24 protein-coding genes are annotated in these 23,220 nt (G+C 73.3%); 7 read left to right on the forward strand and 17 right to left on the reverse strand.

Annotated features, from left to right (window positions below):
* Window positions 1-3: 3 nt before the first annotated feature.
* Complete coding sequence (locus RM572_RS06070; RefSeq protein ID WP_311672245.1) at window positions 4-1,584, reverse strand: sensor histidine kinase; 1,581 nt, start codon at window positions 1,582-1,584, stop codon at window positions 4-6.
* Window positions 1,585-2,155: 571 nt separating this feature from the next.
* On the opposite strand from RM572_RS06070, the gene RM572_RS06075 reads away from it, so the two are divergent.
* On the forward strand, window positions 2,156-2,884 hold the full coding sequence (locus tag RM572_RS06075; protein WP_311672246.1) for a GNAT family N-acetyltransferase: 729 nt from the start codon (window positions 2,156-2,158) through the stop codon (window positions 2,882-2,884).
* Between the two features lie 68 nt (window positions 2,885-2,952).
* Here RM572_RS06075 and RM572_RS06080 read toward each other — a convergent pair whose 3' ends face one another.
* Window positions 2,953-3,510, reverse strand: a complete 558-nt coding sequence (locus RM572_RS06080) for a helix-turn-helix domain-containing protein (RefSeq protein WP_311672247.1) — start codon at window positions 3,508-3,510, stop codon at window positions 2,953-2,955.
* A gap of 76 nt (window positions 3,511-3,586) precedes the next feature.
* On the opposite strand from RM572_RS06080, the gene RM572_RS06085 reads away from it, so the two are divergent.
* A complete protein-coding gene (locus tag RM572_RS06085; RefSeq protein WP_311672248.1) occupies window positions 3,587-5,254 on the forward strand; it encodes a bifunctional NAD(P)/FAD-dependent oxidoreductase/class I SAM-dependent methyltransferase in 1,668 nt (555 codons plus the stop codon).
* 306 nt (window positions 5,255-5,560) lie between these two features.
* Window positions 5,561-6,499, forward strand: coding sequence for an aldo/keto reductase (locus RM572_RS06090; RefSeq protein ID WP_311672249.1), 939 nt, complete (start codon window positions 5,561-5,563; stop codon window positions 6,497-6,499).
* Between the two features lie 121 nt (window positions 6,500-6,620).
* Here the strand turns inward: RM572_RS06090 and RM572_RS06095 are convergent, their stop codons facing one another.
* From RM572_RS06095 to RM572_RS06110, 4 genes are all read right to left on the reverse strand, one after another.
* The gene (locus RM572_RS06095; protein WP_311672250.1) at window positions 6,621-7,064 is read right to left on the reverse strand and encodes a PIN domain-containing protein; all 444 of its coding nucleotides are present in this window, start codon (window positions 7,062-7,064) and stop codon (window positions 6,621-6,623) included.
* Window positions 7,061-7,321: a ribbon-helix-helix domain-containing protein gene (locus RM572_RS06100; protein ID WP_311672251.1), complete on the reverse strand. Its 261-nt coding sequence runs from the start codon at window positions 7,319-7,321 to the stop codon at window positions 7,061-7,063. Before RM572_RS06100 ends, RM572_RS06095 begins: the two co-directional genes overlap by 4 nt.
* 155 nt (window positions 7,322-7,476) lie before the next feature.
* Window positions 7,477-8,856, reverse strand: coding sequence for a class I SAM-dependent RNA methyltransferase (locus tag RM572_RS06105; RefSeq protein WP_311672252.1), 1,380 nt, complete (start codon window positions 8,854-8,856; stop codon window positions 7,477-7,479).
* Window positions 8,857-8,971: 115 nt separating this feature from the next.
* Complete coding sequence (locus tag RM572_RS06110; protein WP_311672253.1) at window positions 8,972-11,056, reverse strand: APC family permease; 2,085 nt, start codon at window positions 11,054-11,056, stop codon at window positions 8,972-8,974.
* Window positions 11,057-11,125: 69 nt separating this feature from the next.
* On the opposite strand from RM572_RS06110, the gene RM572_RS06115 reads away from it, so the two are divergent.
* Window positions 11,126-11,797, forward strand: coding sequence for a potassium channel family protein (locus tag RM572_RS06115; RefSeq protein WP_027763174.1), 672 nt, complete (start codon window positions 11,126-11,128; stop codon window positions 11,795-11,797).
* The gene (locus RM572_RS06120) at window positions 11,794-12,462 is read left to right on the forward strand and encodes a potassium channel family protein (protein ID WP_027763173.1); all 669 of its coding nucleotides are present in this window, start codon (window positions 11,794-11,796) and stop codon (window positions 12,460-12,462) included. The genes RM572_RS06115 and RM572_RS06120 overlap by 4 nt, the downstream gene beginning before the upstream one ends.
* Window positions 12,463-13,210: 748 nt before the next feature.
* Here the strand turns inward: RM572_RS06120 and RM572_RS06125 are convergent.
* The 6 genes from RM572_RS06125 to RM572_RS06150 all read right to left on the reverse strand — a co-directional run bounded on the left by RM572_RS06125 (window position 13,211) and on the right by RM572_RS06150 (window position 17,224).
* Complete coding sequence (locus tag RM572_RS06125; protein ID WP_311672254.1) at window positions 13,211-14,023, reverse strand: DUF3159 domain-containing protein; 813 nt, start codon at window positions 14,021-14,023, stop codon at window positions 13,211-13,213.
* A gap of 3 nt (window positions 14,024-14,026) precedes the next feature.
* Entirely contained in the window at window positions 14,027-14,425 is a 399-nt protein-coding gene (locus tag RM572_RS06130) for an OB-fold nucleic acid binding domain-containing protein (RefSeq protein WP_027763172.1), read from the reverse strand.
* The gene (locus RM572_RS06135; RefSeq protein WP_311672255.1) at window positions 14,422-15,183 is read right to left on the reverse strand and encodes an ABC transporter ATP-binding protein; all 762 of its coding nucleotides are present in this window, start codon (window positions 15,181-15,183) and stop codon (window positions 14,422-14,424) included. The genes RM572_RS06130 and RM572_RS06135 overlap by 4 nt, the downstream gene beginning before the upstream one ends.
* A 133-nt stretch (window positions 15,184-15,316) precedes the next feature.
* Window positions 15,317-16,108, reverse strand: coding sequence for a DUF3710 domain-containing protein (locus RM572_RS06140; protein WP_027763171.1), 792 nt, complete (start codon window positions 16,106-16,108; stop codon window positions 15,317-15,319).
* 1 nt (window position 16,109) lies between these two features.
* A complete protein-coding gene (gene dut, locus RM572_RS06145; RefSeq protein WP_311672256.1) occupies window positions 16,110-16,634 on the reverse strand; it encodes a dUTP diphosphatase in 525 nt (174 codons plus the stop codon).
* Complete coding sequence (locus RM572_RS06150) at window positions 16,631-17,224, reverse strand: PaaI family thioesterase (protein ID WP_311672257.1); 594 nt, start codon at window positions 17,222-17,224, stop codon at window positions 16,631-16,633. The genes dut and RM572_RS06150 overlap by 4 nt, the downstream gene beginning before the upstream one ends.
* 61 nt (window positions 17,225-17,285) lie before the next feature.
* Between RM572_RS06150 and RM572_RS06155 the strand changes: the two genes are divergently transcribed.
* Complete coding sequence (locus tag RM572_RS06155; protein WP_311672258.1) at window positions 17,286-17,813, forward strand: DUF3093 domain-containing protein; 528 nt, start codon at window positions 17,286-17,288, stop codon at window positions 17,811-17,813.
* A 53-nt stretch (window positions 17,814-17,866) separates the two neighbouring features.
* Here the strand turns inward: RM572_RS06155 and RM572_RS06160 are convergent, their stop codons facing one another.
* The 4 genes from RM572_RS06160 to RM572_RS06175 form a co-directional block, all read right to left on the reverse strand.
* A complete protein-coding gene (locus RM572_RS06160) occupies window positions 17,867-18,769 on the reverse strand; it encodes a hypothetical protein (RefSeq protein ID WP_311672259.1) in 903 nt (300 codons plus the stop codon).
* 17 nt (window positions 18,770-18,786) lie between these two features.
* The gene (locus RM572_RS06165) at window positions 18,787-19,086 is read right to left on the reverse strand and encodes a DUF4193 domain-containing protein (RefSeq protein ID WP_023528427.1); all 300 of its coding nucleotides are present in this window, start codon (window positions 19,084-19,086) and stop codon (window positions 18,787-18,789) included.
* 426 nt (window positions 19,087-19,512) lie between these two features.
* Window positions 19,513-20,772 (reverse strand): sensor histidine kinase, encoded by a 1,260-nt coding sequence (locus RM572_RS06170; protein ID WP_311672260.1) that lies wholly within the window; start codon window positions 20,770-20,772, stop codon window positions 19,513-19,515.
* 3 nt (window positions 20,773-20,775) lie between these two features.
* The gene (locus RM572_RS06175) at window positions 20,776-21,429 is read right to left on the reverse strand and encodes a response regulator transcription factor (RefSeq protein WP_027763166.1); all 654 of its coding nucleotides are present in this window, start codon (window positions 21,427-21,429) and stop codon (window positions 20,776-20,778) included.
* Window positions 21,430-21,840: 411 nt separating this feature from the next.
* Between RM572_RS06175 and RM572_RS06180 the strand changes: the two genes are divergently transcribed.
* Window positions 21,841-22,035 carry a hypothetical protein gene (locus RM572_RS06180; protein WP_136182039.1) on the forward strand — a complete coding sequence of 65 codons (195 nt, stop codon included), beginning with the start codon at window positions 21,841-21,843 and terminating at the stop codon, window positions 22,033-22,035.
* A gap of 345 nt (window positions 22,036-22,380) precedes the next feature.
* Here the strand turns inward: RM572_RS06180 and RM572_RS06185 are convergent, their stop codons facing one another.
* The gene (locus RM572_RS06185; protein ID WP_311672306.1) at window positions 22,381-23,157 is read right to left on the reverse strand and encodes an inositol monophosphatase family protein; all 777 of its coding nucleotides are present in this window, start codon (window positions 23,155-23,157) and stop codon (window positions 22,381-22,383) included.
* Between the last annotated feature and the right edge of the window lie 63 nt (window positions 23,158-23,220).

Below are 23,220 nucleotides of genomic sequence, written 5' to 3' on the forward strand. Positions count from 1 at the left end.
CGCTCACTCACCCTCATCCGACGTCGTGTCTGTGCTGCTGTGGCGGGGTGCCGGCCTCGTGCGCCCCTCGCCGGACAACCCGCTCGCCAGGTCGGCCATCCACATGCCGGGCTGCGGTGCGGGAGCCTCTCCCTGCGCGACCGGCGGAGCGGCGGGAGCCGGGCGCGCGGGACCGAAGCGACCCGGGCCGTTCGGGCCCTGCCGCCGGCGGCGCCGCTGCGGCAGGCCGTTCGCGTTGCGCACCGGCTCCTCCGCGGGAGCCGCCTCCTCGGCGTTCTCGGGGAGACCGTGGGCCGGTGCCGGGGCGGCGGCCGCCGCCCGCCGCGGGGCGTGTCCGGCACCGGGGCGGACACCGCCGCCCGCTCCGGCGTCCGCCGGGGTGTGCGCGCGCGAGCCCGCGCCGGGAGCGGCACCGATGCCGTGGGCGCGTACCGTGACCGGCGCCGTGGTGACCAGCTGCTTGGGCACGACGAGCACGGCCCGCACCCCGCCGTAGGCGGACGGCGGCAGCGACACCTGGAAGTCGTAGGCCCTGGCCAGGCGGCCGACCACGGCCAGCCCGAGGCGCGGCGCCTCGCCCAGGTCGTTCAGGTCGATCCCGGCCTGCGCCTCCTTGAGCATCTGCTCGGCGCGGGACCTGGCCTCCTCGCTCAGGCCGACGCCGCCGTCCTCGATCTCGACGGCGACACCCGCGTGGACCTCGCTCGCCGTCAGATGCACCTTCGCCTTGGGCGGCGAGTACCGGGTCGCGTTGTCGAGCAGTTCGGCGAGCGCGTGGATGAGCGGTTCCACGGCCGGGCCGGTGATCGCGACGTCGACGACCGAGTGCAGCTCGACGCGCTGGTAGTCGGTGATGCGGGACATCGCTCCGCGCAGCACGCTGTAGAGGGCCACGGGCTTGCTCCACTGCCTGCCGGGGCGTGCCCCGCCCAGCACGGCGATGCTGTCGGCGAGGCGGCCGATGAGCGCGGTGCCGTGGTCCAGCTTGAGCAGGTCGGCGAAGAAGTCGGGCCGGCTGCCGTGCCGTTCCTCCATCTCCCGCAGGTCGCGGGCCTGCTGGTGGATGACGGCCTGCACACGGCGGGCGATGTTGACCACGCCGCGCTGCGCGGAGTCCCGCAGGGTCTCCTCGGCCTGCACGGCCTGGACGACGCTGTGCAGCAGCGCCCGGTGAGCTGCCCGGAACTCGTCGCTGAGCCCGTCCCCGGTGGACTCCATCGACAGCAGGACGTCCTCGGCGAACTCGCCCTCCTGCAGGCGCTCGACGGCCTCGGGCAGACGCTGCTGCGCCAGTGCCGTCGTGGCCGCCTCCTGCTGGATCAGGCGGCTGCGCAGCGCCTCTTCCCGTTCGGCGTGCCGGGCCCGCTCGGCGGCGGCCGTCGCGCCGCGGCGGGCCACTTCCGCCGCGAGCGCGGCGACGGCGAGCGTGGCCGCGGCACCGCACCAGACGACCGCCGCGCGCGCTGCGGGCTGCACCATCAGGCCGGCGACGACCGTCACCGCCGCCGTCACGGCGGCGGGCAGGAACCACGCCGCCGCAGGTACGGACCGCGGGGCTCCGGGGGACGATCCAGCACGAACCATCAGCATCCTCACAATATTGAAGCGACGCGCGCCACAGGCGGTGTTCTTCGTACAGCGACGGGAAGACCGTTCAGCCGAGGCGCACACCCTCGACACGGCAACAGGACAGGGAGCGGCAGAGGAGATCCACTGCGTCAGCGCTCCGAGCCCTCGGCAGCATAGCTGCAATGAACTCGTAGATCACATAGACCTTTTGTCGGACCGTCAGCTTTTGCTTATGACCCGTCAGGTGCGCGAGGCTCCGAGGAGAAACCCGGCCCGCCGGTCGTGCGACGGCGCCCCAACCAGCGCTTCCTCGGCTCCGTCCACCGTACGGCGACGGAGCCGCCGCCTGCCGATGACCCGGGGCGGGGGAGACTGAAAGAACGCCCGCACGGCTCGCGCCCACGGCCGGCATGCTGCCCGCCGACCGTGGCGAACCGCGGCACCGACGCCGCCCGACGCGCGCCACGCTCCGGACCGGAGTCCGTGCCGCGGCGCGGGCGAGGACGTGGACGGCCCCGCGGGCGGTGACCCGACGAGACCGGCCGCCCTCCGGCCGGCCCCGCTGCCCGCAGGAAGGAACTGCACCATGACGAACGACGACGAGCCGGTCCTCGACGACCCGGTCCTCGACGACCCCGTGGGCCGGTCGCTCGGCGGCCGGCACGCGGCCTTCGCCCGAAGAGCCGGCGGCGCCGCCACCTACCTCACGGACGTGGCCACCTTCTCCGCCGTGGCCACCGACCCGGACGCTCAGGACTGGGCCGACCTCGCCCGGCTGCTCGGCCCCGGCGCCTTCGCCGACATGTTCAGTTGCCCGTCCCTCCCGCCGCCGGACTGGCAGCCGGTCTTCACCCTGGAGGGCCGTCAGATGATCTGGAACGGCGACGCCCGCCCCGGCCGGCCGGAATCCGCGCCCGGCACCGACCTCGTCGAGCTGGGTGCGGACAGCGTGCCCGACGTGCTCGCTCTCGTCGCCCGGACCGAGCCGGGGCCCTTCTGGCCGCGCACCCACGAACTCGGCACCTACCTGGGCGTCCGGACGGACGGCGTCCTGGTGGCCATGGCCGGAGAGCGTCTGCGCCCTCCGGGATGGACCGAGATCAGCGCCGTCTGCACCGCACCCGACGCACGCGGGAAGGGCCACGCCTCCCGCCTCGTCACCGCACTCGCCGCACGCATCGTGGCGCGCGGCGAACGGCCCTTCCTCCACGTGGCGGAGGCGAACACCGCAGCGATCTCCCTGTACGAGCGACTCGGCTTCACCTCACGCAGGCGGGTCACCTTCCGAGGCTTCACCACCCCCGACGTCCCCTGAGGCGGGCCCGCGGTGCACCCTCGGGCGGCTCGACCGCTTCCGCCCGTCGGAATCCGCCCCGAGCCGCCTCACTGGTGCACGTGGGCGCGCTGCCCTTCACGGTCGAACATCATGATCAACTCGGCCGGAGCGTCCAGGGCCGTGAGCGCGTGCGGGACCATCGTCGCGAACTCCGCCGCCTCCCCCGTGTCGACGTCGATCTGCCGGTCGCCCAGCCACAGGCGCGCGCGGCCCTCGAGCACGAGGAACCAGTCGTGGCCCGGGTGCACCCGTTGACTCGGCGGCGCGTCGGACGGTTCGAGGCGCATCTTCATCGCGACCGTGCGCCCGTCCGGACGACTCAGCGGCCACGTCGTCCGCGTGCCGCTGCTGTGGGCGACCGGGCGGATGACGACGTCGTCGTCGGTGGGCACCTCGAAGAGCGCGTCGAGACTCACCTGGAGGGCGTTGGCCAGCGGCACCAGCACGTCGAGGCTCAGCGTGCGCTTGCCCGTCTCGACGCGGCTGATGGTCGACGGGCTGAGGTGGGTGCGCTCGGCCAGCTCGTCGAGGGAGTACCCCAGTGTGGTGCGCATGCTGCGCAGGCGCGACCGCGCCAGGGCCTCGATGTCGGCGACTCCGTGCATGCCCTCATCCTGACCTTTCCTTGCTGATTCCGCAAGGCGCTTTGCGGAGACCGCCGGGCGCCGTACCGTCGGACCCATGAGCGACCACCCCGCGGAGACCCGCACCTCGGCCCACCCCCAGCACGCCGGGCACCCCGACGACACCAGCCACGACAGCCACACCCGGCACCCCGCCCAGGAGCGTCACTGCGACGTCGCCGTCATCGGCGGCTCCGCCGCCGGTCTCGCCGCCGCCCTGCAGATCTCCCGCCAGCGACGCAGCGTCGTCGTGGTCGACGACGGCACCCCGCGCAACGCCCCGGCCGCGCACATGCACGGGTACCTGGGGCACGAGGGCGTCGCGCCCGACGAACTGAGGGAGACCGGGCGCGCCGAGGTACGCGCGTACGGCGGGGAGGTGCTCTCCGGCCGGGTCGTGGGGGTGCACCGTCGCGACGACGGCCGGTTCCGGCTCGACCTCACCGGCGGGCACGCACTGACGGCCCGCCGCGTCCTCGCCGCGACCGGCCTGTCCGACGAACTCCCCGCCCTGGACGGCGTCGCCGAGGGATGGGGACGGGGCGTGATCCACTGCCCGTTCTGCCACGGCTTCGAAGTGCGCGACCGTCGCCTGGTGCAGATCGTCACCCACCCTCTCGGCCTCCACCCGGCCCCGCTGTTCCGGCACCTGACCGACCGGCTGACCGTCGTACTGCACGATCCGACCGGACTCGACGAGGAGGCCGTCGCCGCGCTCGCCGCCTCCGGCGTCGCCGTCGAACACGGCGAGGTCGGCCGGGTACTCACCGCGCCGGAGGGCGAGGTGTCCGGAGTCGAGCTCGGCGACGGTCGCGTCCTCGAGGCCGACGCCGTCGTGGTCGGCCCGCGGTTCCGGGCACGTGTCGACATGCTGGCCGGGACCGGGCTCACCGCCACCCCGCACCCGACCGGCGCCGGCGACGTCCTCACGGTGGACCAGCGCGGCGAGACCGCCGTACCGGGGATCTACGCGGCGGGCAACGTCACCGACCCGAGCCTGCAGGTGCTGCCGTCGGCCGCCCAGGGCAGCCAGGTCGGCGCCATGATCGCCTTCAGCCTCGCCGAAGAGGATCTGCACGGGGCCGTCCGGCGTTCGGGCGAGGAGGCCGACTGGGACCACCGCTACGGGGGCCCGGACCGGGCCTGGAGCGGCAACCCCAACGGCACGCTCGTCCACGAGGTCGCCGGCCTGCCCCCGGGCCGGGCGCTCGACGTCGGAACCGGCGAGGGCGCCGACGCCCTCTGGCTCGCCGAGCGCGGCTGGAAGGTGACCGCCACCGACATCGCCGGCAACGCGCTCGCCCGGGTGCGCGCCGAGGCGGACCGGCGCGGACTCGCCGTCGACCTCCTGCGCAGCGACGTCAACGATCCCGCGCCCTTCGGCACCGAGGCGTTCGACCTGGTCTCCCTGCAGTACGGCTCGTTCAAGCGCACCCCCGACCAGCGCGGCCTGCGCAGCCTGCTCGCCGCCGTGACCCCGGGTGGCACGTTCCTGGTCGTGCACCACGACCTCACCCCCCTGCGCGACCCGGTGGACGTGGCCACCCAGACCCGGATGTACGACCCGGAGGCCTTCGTCGGGGTCGACGAGGTCGCCGCCGCGCTCACCGCCGACCCGGACACCTGGCAGGTCGAGGTCCACGAGACCCGGCCCCGGCCCCCCGGCGCGGCCAGCACCCACCACGTGGACGACGTCGTCCTGCGCGCGACCCGGCGGGCGCGCTGACCGCGCTGCCGACCGGTGAGCGGTGGCCGGACCGCGGGGTCCGGCCACCGGTACGAGTGCATGCCCCGTGGGGCACCGCCACGGCGTTCGGACTCCCCCGCCGCATCCGGTCCGGTGCTTCCGACCGCCCCCGAGCCACGTTCCCCGCCGGCACCGTCGACTGCGGCGGCGTGGTGGGAACCGGACCGGTTGGACGTGCCGGTGGAGGAGTAGGACGCGGCACGAGCCGGTCGGAGTGCCCGTGGCCGCTCCTGCGTCAACGCACAAGCTTGACTTGGAGCGCGCTCCAGCGACGAAGGTGTCGCCATGACCACGCCCATGATGGCCCTCGGGACGATGTACTTCGGCACCAGGGTGGACGAACGGACCGCCTTCTCGATTCTCGACCGGTACGCCGAACTTGGCGGAGCCTTCGTCGACACCTCCGACAACTACAGCTTCTGGACCTCCGAGACCGGCTTCGGCGGCCAGAGCGAGGCGCTGCTGGGCCGCTGGCTGGCGTCCAACCCCGGGGTTCGCGTCCGCCTCAGCACCAAGGTCGGCGCCCAGCCCACGCGGGTCGGCGGGTTCCCCGACCACCTCGAGGGGCTGCGCGAGGACGTCGTTCGCGGAGCCATGGCACAGAGCTTGGAACGGCTGGGCGTAGACGGTGTGGACCTGTACTGGGCGCACGTCGAAGACCCGACCGTTCCGGTGGAGGACCTGGTCGAGACGTTCGGCGGCCTGGTCCGGGACGGCCTGACCGCCCGCTGGGGCGTGTCGAACCACCCGTCCTGGCTGCTCGAGCGGATCCGGGCCACCGCCGAACACGCCGGCCACCCGCAACCCAGCGCGTACCAGGAGCGCTACTCCTACCTCCAGCCCGCCGGCGGCATGGCCGTGGAGGGCCAGCCGATCCCGCTGGGAATGCTGTCGCCGGACGGCCTCGACTTCCTGCGACGCAACCCGTCGTGCGACGGCTGGGTCTACACCGCCACCCTCCAGGGCCGGTACGACCGCGATGACCGCCCGCTCGAACCCGAATACCGCCACCCGGGCACCGAACGACGGCTGGCGGCGCTGACCCGCGTCGCCACCGCGCGCGGACTCCGACCGGGCCAGGTGGTGCTCGCGTGGCTGGCCTCCGGGAACCCGGCGCTGACCCCGATCGTCGGAGTCAGCAGCGTCGAACAGGTCGAGCAGGCCGTGGTGGGCGCATCCACCCTCCTCACCGAGGATGAACTGACGGCGCTGGACGGCGCATAGGCGGCGACGCGAGGCCGGACGCCGGCTGCGTGACCACACCGCACAGGGGCCAGGACCAGCGTCGAGTGGGCGTCACCGCCAGGGAAGTCGGCACCTCAGCCTCAGCCGCGCGCCGCCGACCTCAGAGTGGGAGATCGTCCGGGAGAACCCGGAACGTCTTGTGGCGACCCAGCGGACGCACCGCGCGGAAGTCGCGGCGGTCGAGGGTCAGCACTGCGTCCGTGTCGTAGTCGGCGGCGAGGGCCACGTTCACCGCGTCTGCCAGATCCAGGTCGAGGTCCCGGTAGCGGGCACGCACGGACTGGGCGATCCCCAGGTGGTCCTCCGTGATCTCGGGGACGGCGATGCGACCGCGGCGCATCCAGGCCCGGATGTCGTCGACCGCACTGTGCGCGGCTTCGCGACCGAGCTCCCGGGTCGCGACGTGATCGATCTCTGCAAGCAGGAGAGGCGACATCACCAGGAGGCCGGCGGCCATGATCGCTTCATTCGACGCCTGATGCTCGGGGTGCGTGGAGTCGAGCGCCGCGAGGAGCCCGGACGTGTCCGCAATGACGATGATCACGCAGCGGTTCCGGCTCCGGTCTCGCGGCGTACGGCGTCGGCCACGGTGTCACGCACCTCGCTCTTGCCGAGAGTGCGGCCGGCCCCCTCGAACGTGCGGGAGAAGAGGGGCTCGTCCCAGACGCGGTTGGCCAGCGCCGCGAGATGGATGCCCTGCCGGATGATCTCGGCCTCGCTGACGCCGCGCCGCTTCGCCGCCTCCTTGATGATGGCGAGGTCCTCGGGGTCGGCGTAGACGTTGGTGCGCTTCATGGACATGTACCACACATATCACATGTACCAGACTGATGTATATGCAGCTGTTGCCCACTCGGACGGCCACACCACGGTCACCCACCCGTGCCCCGAGCCACGCCGCGAGGCTCAGCCGTCCCGTGTCGGAAAGTCACGTCCACATACCGGCTTCGATTTCCTCAGGAGTCCTGCGGAGCCGGCTTGAGGATGGCGACGGATTCCATGTGGTGGGTCATCGGGAAGAGGTCGAAGGCGCGGAGGAAGTGGGGGATGTAGCCGGCCTCGCGGAAGTAGGCGAGGTCGCGGGCGAGGGCGGCGGGGTCGCAGGCGACGTAGGCGATGCGGCGGGGGCCGAGGGCGGCGATGCGACGGACGGTCTGCTTGCCGGCGCCGCTGCGCGGCGGGTCGAGGACGACGAGGTCGGCCTCGGTGATGCCGGTGCGCGGGAGGACGGCTTCGACCTTGCCCTGTTCGACGCGGACGCGGGGGAAGCCGGCGAGGTTGTGGCGGGCGTCCTCGGCGGCACGCTTGCCGGACTCGATGCCGAGGACGGCTCCCTGTTCGCCGAGGCGGTCGGCGAGGGCGCCCGCGAAGAGACCGGCGCCGCAGTAGAGGTCGAGGGCCGTCTCGCCCTTGCGCGGGGTGAGGCCGCGCATCACGGTGTCGACGAGGAGCCCGGCGGCCTGCGGGTGGACCTGCCAGAAGCCTCCCGCCGAGATCCGCCAGGTCTGGTCGTCGGCACGTTCCCGGACGTACGGGCGGCCGTGCACGCGGTGGACGCTCTTGTCCTTCTCGCCGATGCGGAGGACGGAGACGGGCCGGTCGAGTTCGACGAGCGGGAGACGTCCGCCGGGGCGCGGGGTGAGGAGGACCTGGCGGTCGCTGGAGCCGGTGGCGGCGGTGGCTTCGACGGTGGCGATCTGCGGCCAGAGGTGCTTCTCGACGCCGAGTTCGCTGACGCCGGGGGCGGCGATGAGGCAGTGGTCGATGCGCTCGACCTCGTGCGAGCGGTGCCGGCGCAGACCGGCGTGGCCGTCGGCGTCGACCGCGTACTGGACGCGGGTGCGCCAGGCGGGGACCTCCCCGGCGGGGACCTTGTCGCCGGGGGCGGGTTCGACGGTGCCGTCCCAGTTGACGTCCTCGGCGGTGAGGCCGGCGAGGCGCTGGAGCTGTTCGGCGAGCACGTCGGCCTTGAGCCGGCGCTGGGCGCCGGGTTTGGCGTGCTGCCAGTCGCAGCCGCCGCAGCGGCCCGGGCCGGAGAACGGGCAGGGGGCGGGGACGCGGTCCTTGGACGCCTCCAGCACCTCGACGGCATCGGCGCGGAGGAAGCGGGCGCCCTCCTGGCCCTCGGTGACGCGGACGCGGACCCGTTCGCCGGGAAGGGTGTGCCGCACGAAGAGGACCTGGCCCTCGTCGGTGCGGGCGACGCAATGGCCGCCGTGGGCGACGGGCCCGACGGTCACGGTGTGCTCCTGGCCGACGAGGGACGCCTCACCGGAGGCGGTGGCGGCGTCGTCGACGGGACGGTCGGCGCCGGGGGCGTCCGGGGACTGGGACATGAGGGGGTGGCTCCACTGCGTCGGGTGCTGACGGGCTTGCTGGGGCGGCAGCCGTCCAGTCTAGTGCCGGGCCGGCGGTGGGATTCCCGCCCGGCGGACGGCCGTGGGCGGGGGCTCAGCCCCGCGGGCGGCCGTCGTCGCCGCCGTTGCGGTGGCCGTTGCGGTTGCCGCGCGGTGGGGCGCCGGGGACGGGCCCCCGGCGGACGGCGCCGGGCGCGTTCCAGTCGGCGTACTTGCGGGCCCGCCGCTTGGCGATCTCCGAGGACTCCAGCTGCCACGGCACCGAGGTGACCATCACGCCGGGGGTGAAGAGCAGGCGGCCCTTGAGGCGCAGCGCGCTCTGGTTGTGCAGCAGCTGCTCGTACCAGTGGCCGACCACGTACTCCGGGATGTAGACGGCCACCACGTCGCGCGGCGACTCGCGGCGCAGCCGCTTGACGTAGTCGATCACCGGGCGGGTCACCTCGCGGTACGGCGACTCCAGGATCTTCAGCGGCACGTCGATGCCGCGGCGGTCCCACGCGGCGCGCAGCTCGCGCGTCTCCTCCTCGTCGACGCTGATGGTGACGGCCTCGAGGGTGTCGGAGCGGACGAGGCGGGCGTAGGAGAGGGCGCGCAGCGTCGGCTTGTGGATCTTGGAGACGAGGACGATGGAGTGCACCCGGGAGGGGCGCACGGGCTCCTCCTCGGTCTCCTCGACCACGAGTTCCTCGGAGACGTTGTCGTAGTGGCGGCGGATCGCGGTCATCACGGCGTAGAAGAGCGCCATGCCGACGAGGGAGACCCAGGCGCCGTGGGTGAATTTCGTGAGGAGGACGACGACCAGCACCAGGCCGGTGAAGAAGGCGCCGAAGGCGTTGATGGCGCGGGAGCGCTTCATGCGGCGGGCCGCGGCCCGGGAGGGGTTCTCGGAGAGCAGGCGGTTCCAGTGCCGCACCATGCCGGTCTGGCTGACGGTGAAGGAGACGAACACGCCGACGATGTAGAGCTGGATGAGCTTGGTGGAGTCGGCGTCGTAGACGGCGACCAGTATCGCGGCGGCGCCGGCGAGCAGCACGATGCCGTTGGAGAAGGCCAGCCGGTCGCCGCGGGTGTGGAGCTGGCGGGGCAGGTAGCGGTCCTGGGCGAGGATCGAGCCGAGCAGCGGGAATCCGTTGTAGGCGGTGTTCGCGGCGAGGAAGAGGACCAGGGCGGTGGCGGCGGCGAGGAAGACGAATGCGAACGAGCCGTCGCCGAAGACGCCCGCGGCGACCTGGGTGATCACCGGGTCCTGGGCGTAGTCCTCGCCCGCGGGCGCCCCGTCGATGAGGATCTCCGTCGCCGGGTTCTCCGCCATCTTCACGTCGGTCGCCAGGGCGAGGCCGATGATGCCGCAGAACATGGTGACCGAGATGGCGCCCATCATCGCCAGGGTGTTGGCCGCGTTCCTCGACTTCGGTTTGCGGAACGCGGGCACGCCGTTGCTGATCGCCTCGACGCCGGTGAGCGCGGCACAGCCGGAGGAGAAGGCCCGCAGCAGCAGGAAGGCGAGGGCGATGCCGGTGAGACCGCCGGGGTGCTCGGTCTGGATCTCGTAGCCGGCGCTGGGCGCGCGCAGGTCGTCACCGAACATCCAGTGGCGGACCGCGCCCCACGCGATCAGGCAGAACACGCCGAAGACGAAGCAGTAGGTGGGGATGGCGAAGAGCTTCCCCGACTCCTTCACGCCGCGCAGGTTCATCACGGTGAGCAGCGCGATGATCGCCACGGCGGAGGCGGTCTTGTGCTCCACGATGAAGGGGATCGCCGACCCCAGGTTCTCCACTCCGGAGGAGATCGACACCGCGACCGTCAGCACGTAGTCGACCAGCAGCGCGCTCGCCACGGTGAGACCCGAGCGCCGGCCCAGGTTGGTGTTCGCGACCTCGTAGTCGCCGCCGCCGGAGGGGTAGGCCCGCACGTTCTGCCGGTACGACGCCACGACGGTGAACATCAGTACGACGACCGCCAGTGTGATCCACGGCGAGAAGTGGTACGCGGTGACCCCGGCGAGGGACAGCATGATCAGCACTTCGCCGGGCGCGTACGCCACGGAGGAGAGCGGGTCCGAGGCGAACACGGGAAGGGCGATGCGCTTGGGCAGAAGGGTCTGTCCAAGCCGGTCGCTGCGCAGGGCCCGCCCGATGAGAATCCGCTTCGGCAGGTCGGTCAACTTCGGCACGGGGAGGATCGTACGCGGGCACTCGTGCGATGCTGATACGGCCCGCTGCAGCGGATGAGAGGGACGGGCGTGCACATTGTGATCATGGGCTGCGGACGCGTAGGCGCCGAGCTCGCACAGGCCCTGGAACAGCAGGGTCACACGGTCGCCGTGGTCGACCGCGACCCCACGGCGTTCCGCCGGCTGGGCTCCGGCTTCGGCGGGCGTCGGGTGACCGGGCTCGGCTTCGACCAGGACACCCTCCGGGAGGCCGGGATCGAGGAGGCCGGCGCGTTCGCCGCCGTCAGCAGCGGCGACAACTCCAACATCATCTCGGCACGGGTCGCGCGGGAGAACTTCGGCGTGGAGAACGTCGCCGCCCGCATCTACGACCCGCGGCGCGCCGAGGTCTACCAGCGGCTCGGCATCCCCACGGTCGCGACCGTGCGCTGGACCGCCGACCAGATGTTGCGACGGCTCCTGCCGTCGGGCGCGGAACCGCTGTGGCGCGACCCCAGCGGCGGCGTGCAGCTCGCGGAGGTGCACGCGTCCGAGGAGTGGGTGGGCCACCGGGTCAGCCGGCTCCAGGAGGAGACGGGCGTACGCGTGGCCTTCCTCACCCGATTGGGCGAGGCCATGCTGCCGACGTCGCAGACCGTGCTGCAGGAGGGTGACCTGGTGCATGTGATGATGCGCACCGACCAGGTCGCCGAGACGGAAGCGGCCTTCGCGAAGGGGCCCGAGGAGGCGCAGCAGCGATGAGGGTGGCGATTGCGGGTGCCGGAGCCGTCGGCCGCTCCATCGCGGGCGAACTGCTCGAGAACGGCCACGAGGTGCTGCTCATCGACAAGACGCCGTCGGCGATCTCCGTCGAGCGCGTCCCGCTGGCGGAGTGGCTGCTGGCCGACGCGTGCGAGATCACGTCGCTGGACGAGGCGGCGCTGGAACGGTGCCACGTGGTGATCGCGGCGACCGGCGACGACAAGGTGAACCTCGTGGTCTCGCTGCTGGCGAAAACCGAGTACGGGGTGCCGCGGGTGGTGGCCCGGGTCAACAACCCGAAGAACGAGTGGCTCTTCAACGAGTCGTGGGGCGTCGACGTCGCGGTGTCGACGCCGCGCCTGATGTCGGCGCTGGTCGAGGAGGCCGTGAGCGTCGGCGACCTGGTGCGGCTGCTGCGCTTCTCGCAGGGCGACGCGAACCTGGTCGAGCTGACGCTCGCGCCGGAGGCCGCGCTGGCGGGGACGCGGGTCGGCGACGTGGCCTGGCCGCAGGACACCGCGCTGGTGACGATCATCCGGGGGAACCGGGTGCTCACGCCGAACCCGAACGACGCCCTGGAGGCCGGGGACGAACTGCTGTTCGTGGCCGCGCCGGCGCGGGAGGAGCAGCTGGAGGACCTGCTGTCCGTCCGCGGGTCGGGCTGACGCCCGAGGCAGCCGACGTACGGCGCCTCGCGGCCGCGGGGTTCCGCGCCCCACCTCCTGTGCCGGGGGGGGGACTCCCCGCCGGTGGCTCTCGCGCCCGGAGACCACCTCCGCCGGCGGCCGGGCAGCTCGCCGCAGCAGCCGGGAGAAGGACCGGGGCCCGGCCCGCTTCGCCGGCCGGAGAGCCGGCGGCCTCCGGCGCGACGGCCACCGTTTCGCGGGCCGGACGCGCGGACGGGTCACCGCTGGACGAGGGCGGGCGACGCCGTCAGCGGACGCACCGAGACGGGACGGGACCGGCGCCGTCGGCCGAGGACCACTCCCCCGCACAGGGCGCGCAGCCGCAGACCGGCGCGCCCGGGCGGACCGGGTACGGCCGGTGCCGGACCACCCCGCCTGCGGGCGCGGGGCGCCGGGAGGAGGTGGAGCCGCATCCCGGCGGCCCTGCGCAGTCCGTCGCCGCAGGGCTGTGAGGAGGTGACGGCAACCGGAGCGAGAGCCCAGCAGCCGCCTCGTCGGGGCGACCGGCGGGGTTGGGGAGCCGGTGACGGCGGAGAGGGGGCGCCCGGCGGCGCTCCCACTCCACGACCGGCCGGGTCCCGGCGGCGCCGTCCGGCACGCGCTCGGCCCGTCGCTGCTGCGGGGGGCCGAGGCGGCGAACAGGGCGGGGGTGTATGCGGGCGGAGCACCGTCCCCCGGGGTTGCCCCGGTCCCGGCGGGGCGGGGTCGGCCGCCCGGCCCGGAGCGCCTACGCGCGGTGGCGGCCGCGTTCGGGCGCGGGCCCGGGGGCGTCGTCGGCCTTCGGAGCGGTCGCCGCCGCCTTCGCCTCCTCCTCGGCCTCCATCTCGGCGAGGACGTTGATCGGCGGCGGGGCCTTCGCCAGGAAGATCCAGGTGAGGTAGACGGCCAGCAGCAGTGGGGGGATCTTCAGGGCGACGGTGACCCAGCCGAAGCGGGTCGGGTCGGCGAAGAAGTACAGGGGGAAGAGGATCGCCGACTTGGTCAGGAAGATGAAGCCCCAGGCGTAGCTGGCCTTGACGTAGGCGCGCTTGCGGCCCGGGTTACGGGTGCGCCAGGAGAGGTTCTCCTTGAAGATCGGCCCCAGGATGATGCCGAGCAGCGGATAGCCGGTGGCCGCGCTGATCAGGTAGGCCAGCGCGAGACCGAGCCCGTACAGCATGCCCGGCAGGTAGAAGTCCTTCGCGTCCCCGGTGAAGACGGCGAAGGCGACGCCCACCGCGACGCCGAAGACGCCGCTGAAGGCGTGCTTGACCGTGCTGCGGCCGAGGAGCCGTGCGACGCCCATCAGGGCGGAGAGGACGAGTGCGGCGATAGCCGCGGTGTGGATGTCCCGGTTGATCGTGTAGATCAGGATGAAGCAGAGCCCGGGCACGGTCGTCTCGATGAACCCGCGGAGGCCGCCGAACGCCTCCAGCAGCGCGGCGTGCGTCTCGGCCTGGTACGTCGCTCCGTCCGGTGAGGCCGGGGCCCCGTCCTCGGCGGGCGGGGGCGTGACCCCTTCACGGTTCTGGTGGGCGGTGTCCCTGTCGAGTGAGGTCACCCGCTACTCCTGTCCGAGGGGTCGCAATTCGTACTTGGGGTTGAAGAGCACGGGGCGGCCCCGGTTCATCGCCACCCGGCCCCAGGCGATCACCTTGCGCCCGGGTTCGATACCCGCGATCGCCCGCCTGCCGAGCCACACCACGTCCAGGGCGGCCGAACCGTCGAAGAGTTCGGCCTCCAGGGTGGGAACTCCGGCGCGTGGCCGCAGCGTCACGGTGCGCAGTGTACCGGTCACGCGGACGAACTGCCGGTCCGTGCACTCGCTGATGCGCGTGCAGCCGGTGGTCGCCGTGTCCTCGCGCAGTTCGGCGGACCGCAGATCCTCCTCCGAGGAGGACAGCCGCTCCAGGAAGCGCCGGAAGCGCCCGTGGGCGGGCTCGTCGCGGGTGGCACCTTTCATAGCGCCAGCGTACCCGCGCCGGGCAAGGGTTCCCGGCCCTGCCGGACCCGGCCGTCGGTGAGCTCCAGCACCTCGTCGGCGAGGCCGAGGAGCGCCTCGTCGTGGGTGGCCACCAGGGCCGTGACGCCCTCGCTGCGGACGACGGCGCGGAGCAGTTCCATCACGGCGAGCCCGGTGTCGGCGTCGAGCTGGCCGGTGGGCTCGTCGGCGAGGAGCAGGCGGGGGCGGTTGGCGAGGGCGCGGGCGAGGGCGACGCGCTGCTGCTGGCCGCCGGAGAGTTCACCGGGACGCTGTGCAGCATGGTCGGCGAGGCCGACGAGGGAGAGCAGCAGCGCGACGCGCTCCTCGCGTTCTGCGGTGGGGGCACGCCGCAGGCGCAGTGGGACGCCGACGTTCTCGGCTGCGGTGAGCACCGGAAGCAGGCCGAAGCCCTGGAAGACGAAGCCGACGCGGTCCCGGCGCAGCTCCAGCAGCTGCTCACCGGTCAGATCGGCGAGGGCGGTGCCGTCGACGGTGACCGTGCCGTCGTCGGGAGTGTCGAGCCCGCCGACGAGGTTGAGGAGGGTGGTCTTTCCCGATCCGGAGCGTCCGCGGACGGCGGTGAGCCGGCCGCGCGGCACGGTGAACGAGACGCCGCGCAGCGCATGCACGGCTGTGGCGCCACCGCCGTACGTGCGGTGCAGGCCCTCGACGACGACCATCGGCTCGGGCCGCTGCTCCGGCGAGGTGCCGGCCTCCTCCGGTGCGGCGTCGCTCATGTGCCCCCCTGGTCCCCGTGCGTGCCCGGAGGTCCCCCTACGGACCTCCGGCCCCGCTCCGCGACGCCCTGAGGCGTGTCGCGGCGGCGGGGCCGGGACGACCGTACCGCGCGGTGCGCGGCTGCGGCAGGGGTCAGCGGACCTCGGTGATCTCGGGGCCGCGCTGGAGCTTGTCGATGCCTCCGGCGAACCGGGAGCCCTCCTCGACGGTCTCCTGCCGGACACCCTCGGGAACCATCTGGGCGTCCTCGGGGAGCTGGAGGACGATCGGGTCGCGCGGGGCCATCGGCGACTCACCGCGCACCACGACGGTGTCACGGAAGATCGACTCGAGCAGCCCGGCCTGCTCCGGCTGGACGGCACCCTGGCCGGAGATCACGCCGCGCAGGAACCAGCGCGGGCCGTCGACGCCGATGAACCGCACGACCTGCACGCCGTGCTTGCCGTCGGGCAGCTGGACCGGGACCTGGGCGCGCAGCTCCCAGCCGAGCGAGCCCTCCTTCTCGTCGATGACGCCGCCCTGCTTGGTGATGCCGGCGGCGATCTCCTCGCGGACCTCCTCCCAGATGCCCTCGCGCTTGGGGGCGGCGAAGGCCTGGAGCTGGACGGCGCTGTCGCGGAGCACGACGGTGGCCGCGACGATCGCGTCGCCGGCGACCTCGACGCGGAGTTCCATGCCCTCCACGCCGGGCACGTAGATGCCGCCGAGATTGACGCGGCCCTTGCCGGGCTCGCCGACCTCGGAGAGGTCCCACGGGCCGTCCGGTCGCGGGGCCGGGGGCAGCTTGACGCGCTGCGCCTCGGCGTCGGTCACGCCGTCGGCGCCGGTGGCGTCGCTCCCGCCACCGTCGGACTGCTCGGTCTCGAACTCGTCCGAGGCGCCCCTCTCAGGCTTTTCGCTCTTCTTGCGACGACGTCCGAACACGTCACTGTCCTCTCAGGTCGGCGTCCAGGCCGGATTCGACCACAACGGAATCTTCTTGGCGTGCAGCGGTGCCGGTGCCGTGGCCCCCGGTCGAACCGAAGCCCCCCGCGGCCCGTGCCGAGCCCGGCAACTCCTCCACCTCGTGGAAGCGCACCTTCTCCACCTGCTGCACGACGAGTTGGGCGATGCGGTCGAACCGTTCGAACCGCACCGTCTCGCGCGGGTCGAGGTTCGCCACGATCACCTTGATCTCTCCACGGTACCCGGCGTCCACGGTTCCGGGGGCATTGAGCAGCGAGAGGCCGCAGCGGGCGGCGAGGCCGGATCGGGGGTGCACGAAGGCGGCGTACCCGTCGGGCAGCGCGAGGGAAACCCCGGTGGGCAGCAGCGTCCGTTCGCCGGGGGCGAGCACGGCGGCCTCGGTGGTGACCAGGTCGAGGCCGGCGTCGCCGGGGTGGGCGTAGGCGGGGAGCGGCACCTCGGGGTCGAGGCGGCGGATCAGCACGTCGACGGGCGGCCGGCTCACGGGTTCACCTCGAAGGCGCGGGCGCGGCGGACCTGGTCCGGGTCGGCCATGGCGGCCTGGATCTCGGCCTCGCGGCCGTGGTCGACGAAGTGCTCGACCTTGACCTCGATGAAGACGGCGTCCGCGCGGACGGCGACCGGCCCGTCCGCGCCGCCGATGCGGCCGGTGGCGGTGCAGTAGATCTTGCGGCCGTGCCGGGCGGTGGCCCGGGCGTCCAGGTGCAGCACCGTGTCCACGGGGACCGGGCGGACGAAGTCGGCCTCCAGACGGCCCGTCACGGAGATGACGTGCATCAGCCAGTTGAGGGAGCCGAGGGTCTCGTCCAGGGCGGTGGTGAGCACCCCGCCGTGGGCGAGACCGGGTGCGCCCTGGTGGGCGGGCTTGACGGTGAACTCGGCGGTGACGGTCACGCCCTCCCCCGCGCGGGCCTCCAGGTGCAGGCCGTGCGGCTGCTTCTCGCCGCATCCGAAGCACTGGTCGTAGTGGGAGCCGAGCACCTCGCCGGGGGCGGGCGCGTCGGGGTGACGGACCGGGGTCACGGCGTCGTCCGGCGGCGTCAGGGAGGTTCGGGCGGGTCGGTCTGCACTCACGTGTGCAGACCTTACCGGCGCGGAGGGCGGCGGCCCCGCGCGGCCGTGCCAAGCTGGAGACATGGAGCAGCCTTCCACCCCCGCGCCGTCGTCCCCGTCCGCACCTTCCCCGCAGGGGGCCGCACGGCCGGCCAGGCCGTTCGACGAGCGGCTGACGGCGCCGAGGTCGTGGTGGCTGATCGCCGTGCTGGCCGGGCTGTCGGGCGGGCTGATTCTGCTGCCGGTGGGGGCGGTGGCGATGCTGGTCGGGCTGGTGGTGACGGGCGCGGCGGCCGCGGTCGGGGTGAGCGCGTACGGGTCGGCCCGGGTGCGGGTCGTCGCCGGCTCGCTGGTCGCCGGGGACGCGCGCATCCCCGTCGCCGCGCTGGGCGAGGCACGGGCGCTGGACGCGGACGAGGCGCAGGCGTGGCGCACGTACAAGGCCGATCCGCGGGCGCACATGCTGCTGCGGGGGTACGTGCGCACGGCGGTGCGGGTGGAGGTCACGGACCCGGAGGACCCGACGCCGTACGTGTACGTCTCGACGCGGCGGCCGGAGGCGCTGGTGGCGGCGCTGGAGGCGGCCGGGGAAGCCGCTCCGGAGGGCTGACGGGCCGAAGGGACCCGTGGGCCCGGTGGGGCCCGGGACCCTTGCGGGCGGGCTCAGCGGCCGGGCGGGAGCCCGGGAGCACCGGGCGGGGGAAGTTCACCCGGCGGTGGCAGCTCGTGCCAGGGGACGGCGACGCGTCGGAGGTCGGTGCGGACCCGCTCGGCGAGCTTCGCGGTGTCGCGCCGGTTCATCACCGCGCCCACGGCCGCACCCACCATGAACGGGGTGAGGCTGGGCAGGTTGCGCAGCGTCCGCTTGAGGAGCTGCTGCCGCAGTTCGCGGCGCATCTGCACGCCGAGCGCGGCGTTCACCGTCGCGGGTTTGGTGAGGTCGATCCGCCGCTCGGAGGTCCACGCCTGGAGGTAGGCGGCGGTGCGCTGCTGGAGGGTGCCGGGGGCGCGGCGGCCGTACACCTCGTGCAGTTCGGCGATCAGCTTGAGCTCGATGGAGGCGACGCCGACGATCTCGGCGGCGAGTTCGGTGGGCATCGCCGGCGGGACGGGCATCATCGCGGCCGCGCCCACGCCGGCGCCGACCGTCGCCGAGCCCTTCAGGGCACCCGAGACGAGCCGGTCGGCGATCTCCTCCGGGCCGAGGCCCGGGAACTGGCGGCGCAGCGTCTCCAGGTCCCGCACCGGGATGCGCGGCGCGGTCTGCACGATGCGGTCGGCGACCACGCCGAGGAAGGCGCGGACCCGGCCGCGCCGTGAGCGGTCGTCGGGGGCGTCCGGATCGAGGGGGTCTGCTGCTTCCGGCACGTCCCCGCTCCCGGCCCGCTCGGTCTCGGCCGCCGATTCCGCCCCTCCTCGGGCACCGGCGTCGCCGTCGGCCGCGTCGGCGCCGCTCCGGCGCGCCCACGGGGCGCGCGGCAGGCGGCGGCGCGCGGGCACCGGTGCGAGCGAGGCGCCCTCGTCCTGGGCTCCTCGCTCGGCATCACGTGCGTCGTCTGCCGCCACGGCGGGGGCGTACCGGATCAGGCCGCGCAGTCGCGGCAGATCGGGTGCCCGTTCTTCTCGGCCGCGAGCTGCGAACGGTGGTGCACCAGGAAGCAGCTCATGCAGGTGAACTCGTCCGCCTGCCGCGGCAGGACGCGGACCGACAGCTCCTCGTTGGACAGGTCGGCGCCGGGCAGTTCGAGGCCCTCGGCCTGCTCGAACTCGTCCACGTCGACGTTGGACGCGGACTTGTCGTTCCGTCGCGCCTTGAGTTCCTCGATGCTGTCTTCGTTGACGTCGTCGTCGGTCTTGCGTGGTGTGTCGTAATCCGTTGCCATGTCGCTCTCCCCCTCTGGGTGTATGCGGTGTCTCAGCGCACGTAACGCGTGAGAGGCCGGGCTTGTGCCCGACCTGAGGCGGAGATTTTGCCTCACATCAAGGTCTGTTACTCAATCGACACCCGACCCGACCCCCGAAGAGGTGATCGGGTGGGCAGTCGATCAGGACCGTAGACGGTCCGAAAGTCGCACTTGGCGCGCGACACTCCGTGGTCTGCCCACGATCGGCACCAGGCGAAACCCGGACGTTCCGGCATTTCTTCCCGGTCGAAGATCACACAGCGTCGATGCGGCCGAAATCGCCTGTGTGATCGATCACAGCCGCGCGGGCGCCCGTCCCGGCGGCGTCCGTGTCCGCCGAATTCCGTACATGTGCTCCTCCTCACACCCCTTCGGTCGACCCTCGGGCGAGCCGCGAGGCCCGGCTCAGACGGGCAGCACGACCCACACGACCAGGCCGCCCTCGTCCCTCGGCCGCGCCTGCACGGTGCCGCCGTGGGCCCGCACCACGGACCGCACGATGGACAGCCCCAGGCCGACGCCCCGGTCGCTTCCGGTCCGCTCGGAACGAAGACGCCGGAACGGCTCGAACAGGTTGTCCACCTCGTAGGCCGGGACGTGCGGCCCGGTGTTCTCCACGACCAGCAGCGCGTGCCCGGGCTGCGCCTCGGTGCTCACCGCCACCCAGCCGCCCTCGGGAAGGTTGTAGCGCACGGCGTTCTGCACCAGGTTCAGCGCCACCCGCTCCAGCAGTACCCCGTTCCCCTGCACGTACGCGGGCGGGCGCAGGCCGCCCAGCTCCACGTGCGCCGTCTGGGCGTCGGCACGCATCTGCTCCACGGCCCGGCCGGCCACCTCGGCGAGGTCGACGGGCTTGCGGTCGACGATCTCGTTCTCACTGCGGGCGAGCAGCAGCAGGCCCTCCACCAGCTGCTCGCTGCGTTCGTTGGTGGCCAGCAGGGTCTTGCCGAGCTGGTGGACCTCCGGGGACGCCTCAGGGTCGGAGAGCTGCACCTCCAGCAGCGTGCGGTTGATGGCCAGCGGGGTGCGCAGCTCGTGCGAGGCGTTGGCGACGAAGCGCTGCTGGGCGGTGAACGCCCGGTCCAGCCGGTCCAGCATCTCGTCGAAGGTGTCGGACAGCTCCTTCAGTTCGTCGTCCGGGCCCTCCAGCTCGATGCGCTTGTGCAGGTCGGACCCGGCCACCTGGCGGGCGGTGCGGGTGATGCGGCCCAGCGGGGACAGCACCCGGCCGGCCATGACGTAGCCGAACGCGAACGCGGCCAGGGCGAGGCCCATCAGCGCCAGCAGCGAGCTGCGCAGCAGCTCGTCCAGGGCATGGGCGCGCTGCACGTCGTTGCACTGCGCGAGTCGGCGCATCAGCTCCTCGGCGGGCATCCGCCCGGCCAGCTCCGGGCAGGTGTTGGAGGTCAGCTGCGCCTCCACGCCGATGATCTTGAACGGCAGCTCGTTGATCTCGTACAGCGCCTGGGCGGCGAGCAGATAGATGATCGTCAGCAGCACCATGCCGGCGATGAGGAACATGCCGCCGTACAGGAGCGTGAGCCGTATCCGGATCGTGGGCCGCAGCCAGGGGTACGGGCGGGACGGCTCACGCGGGTCCCAGGTGGGCTTCGGGGGCGCGTCGGGGGGCGGCGGAGCGGGCGCGGGCGTAGGAGCGTCGGCCATGGCTCAGATCCGGTACCCGGCGCCGGGGACGGTGAGGATGACCGGTGGCTCGCCGAGCTTGCGGCGCAGGGTCATCACGGTGACGCGGACGACGTTGGTGAACGGGTCGGTGTTCTCGTCCCACGCCTTCTCCAGCAGCTGCTCGGCGGAGACCACGTTTCCCTCGCCGCGCATCAGCACCTCCAGCACCGCGAACTCCTTCGGCGCGAGCTGCACCTGCCGGCCCTCCCGGAACACCTCGCGGCGGTTCGGGTCCAGCTTGATCCCGGCCCGCTCCAGCACGGGCGGCAGCGCGGCGGTCGTACGACGGCCCAGGGCACGGACCCGGGCGATCAGCTCGCTGAAGGCGAAGGGCTTGGGAAGGTAGTCGTCGGCGCCGATCTCCAGGCCCTCGACGCGGTCGCTGACGTCGCCCGACGCGGTGAGCATCAGCACGCGGGTGGGCAGACCGGACTCGACGATCGCCCGGCAGACGTCGTCGCCGTGCACCAGCGGCAGGTCCCGGTCGAGGACGACGACGTCGTAGTCGTTGACGCCCACGCGCTCCTCGGCGGCCGCGCCGTCGTAGACCACGTCGACGGCCATGGCCTCCCGCCTCAGTCCGGTCGCCACGGCATCGGCGAGCAGCTGCTCGTCCTCGACGACGAGTACGCGCACGGCGGTCTTCCTTCCCTGTCCGGTCCGGTCGGTCCGGCCCTGTCCTCGGTGCGCCCCGGCGGGGCGGGTGGCGGCGCCGCCGGGGCGGTCACGGGCGCGGCGGCGCCCGCCGCCGCGCCGCACCCCCGCGGCGTCCTCACCTCATCCTGCCCGCCCCGCCGGTAAACCGGCGGTAAGAGGAGGTGACGGGCGTGCGGAAGCGGGACGCGGGACGACCGGGATTTTTTTCGCCGCCGGTGAGGTTTTCCCCGGCATCAAGGTGGGGAGGACGAGTGCACACCCAACGATCACGCCTTGCCGGCGGCATGGCCCGACCCACCCGGGCTTTCGCGTCGGCCGGGCAGCACGTCGTGATCGTGCCCATCACCCTCGGCACACCCCCGTGCCGCCGACCATGACGAGGGGGCGCACATGGACGCGTTCACCGCAGGCATTCTGCAGCGGATACGGAGCACCCAGTCCGATCTGCACGCCGCTCGTGAGTCGGGCGACGACTTCCTCGTGGACGTCGAGCAGGCCGAACTGGAGGATCTGCGGCGCATCGCCGCCGATCACGGCGTGGACGTGGACCGCATCAGCCGGGGGGTCAGCGCCTCCCCCTGCTGACGCGGACGTTCGCGGCCGTCCCTCCACGACGGGCTGCGCCATCGCCGCCGACACACCCCTGTGCGGAGCCGGAAGCCGGCCCGGCGCGCGAAGCGAGGGCCGGCCCGCGGGGAACACGCCCGCGAGGGACGCGGGACGACGCGGGACGCATTACCGCGGTCCCGCCCGGACAGCGAGCGCCCGGCGGGACCAAGGACCGCCAGGGACCGCGCACGGCCGGGCCCTCCGGCTCGGCCGGACGTCCCCGGTGCGCCCGGCGAGCGCCGTCACGACGGTGCTTCCGGGGAGGCGGCGACGGCCGCCGGTGCTCCGCTGCGCGCCGTGAGGAGGCGGGCACGGAAGGGTTCAGTCGTGCCAGGCGCCGAGGGCGTCGAGGAGGGGCTGGAGGGTGCGGAAGACCCCCGGGGAGGCAGCGACCGTCAGGTCTTCGCCCAGCGGCTCGCCGGGCCGGCCACCGGTCAGGGCACCGGCCTCGCGGGCGATCAGGTCGCCGGCCGCCCAGTCCCAGCGATGCAGTCCGCGTTCGTAGAAGCCGTCGAGCCGGCCCGCGGCCACGTCGCAGAGGTCGACGGCCGCGGAGCCGGACCGGCGGATGTCGCGGACCTGCGGGACGAGACGGCGCGCCACCTCCGCCTGGGCGACGCGCCGCTCCTGGACGTAGTTGAAGCCGGTGCCGATGAGGGCCTGGTCGAGCGAGGGAGAGGGCCGGCAGCGGACCGGCCGGCCGTTGCGGAAGGCGCCGTGCCCGGCGACGGCCCGGAACGTCTCCGCGCGGGAGGGGATCTCGACGACGCCGACGACGGTCTCCCCCCGGTACTCCGCGGCGACGGAGACCCCCCAGGCCGGGAGGCCGTAGAGGTAGTTGACGGTGCCGTCGATCGGGTCGACGATCCAGCGCACTCCGCTGGTGCCGTCCACCGAGGCGCCCTCCTCGCCGAGCACGCCGTCGTCCGGCCGGTGCTCGGCGAGGTGCCCGGTGATCAGCTTCTCGGCGGCGAGGTCCATCTCGGTCACCACGTCGATGGGGCTGGTCTTCGTGGCCGCCACGCCCAGGTCGTCCGGTCGCCCGTCGCGCAGCAGCACACCGGCCCGCTCCGCCGCCGCCAGCGCGGTCTCCAGCAGGTCGGCCTTGAGCCGGTCGAGCGCGTCGGGGTCCGAGGCGTCGCGGGGCCGGTGGTGTCCGTC

The sequence above is a fragment of the Streptomyces hazeniae genome, assembly GCF_031845485.1.
Classification (GTDB): Bacteria; Actinomycetota; Actinomycetes; order Streptomycetales; family Streptomycetaceae; genus Streptomyces; species Streptomyces hazeniae.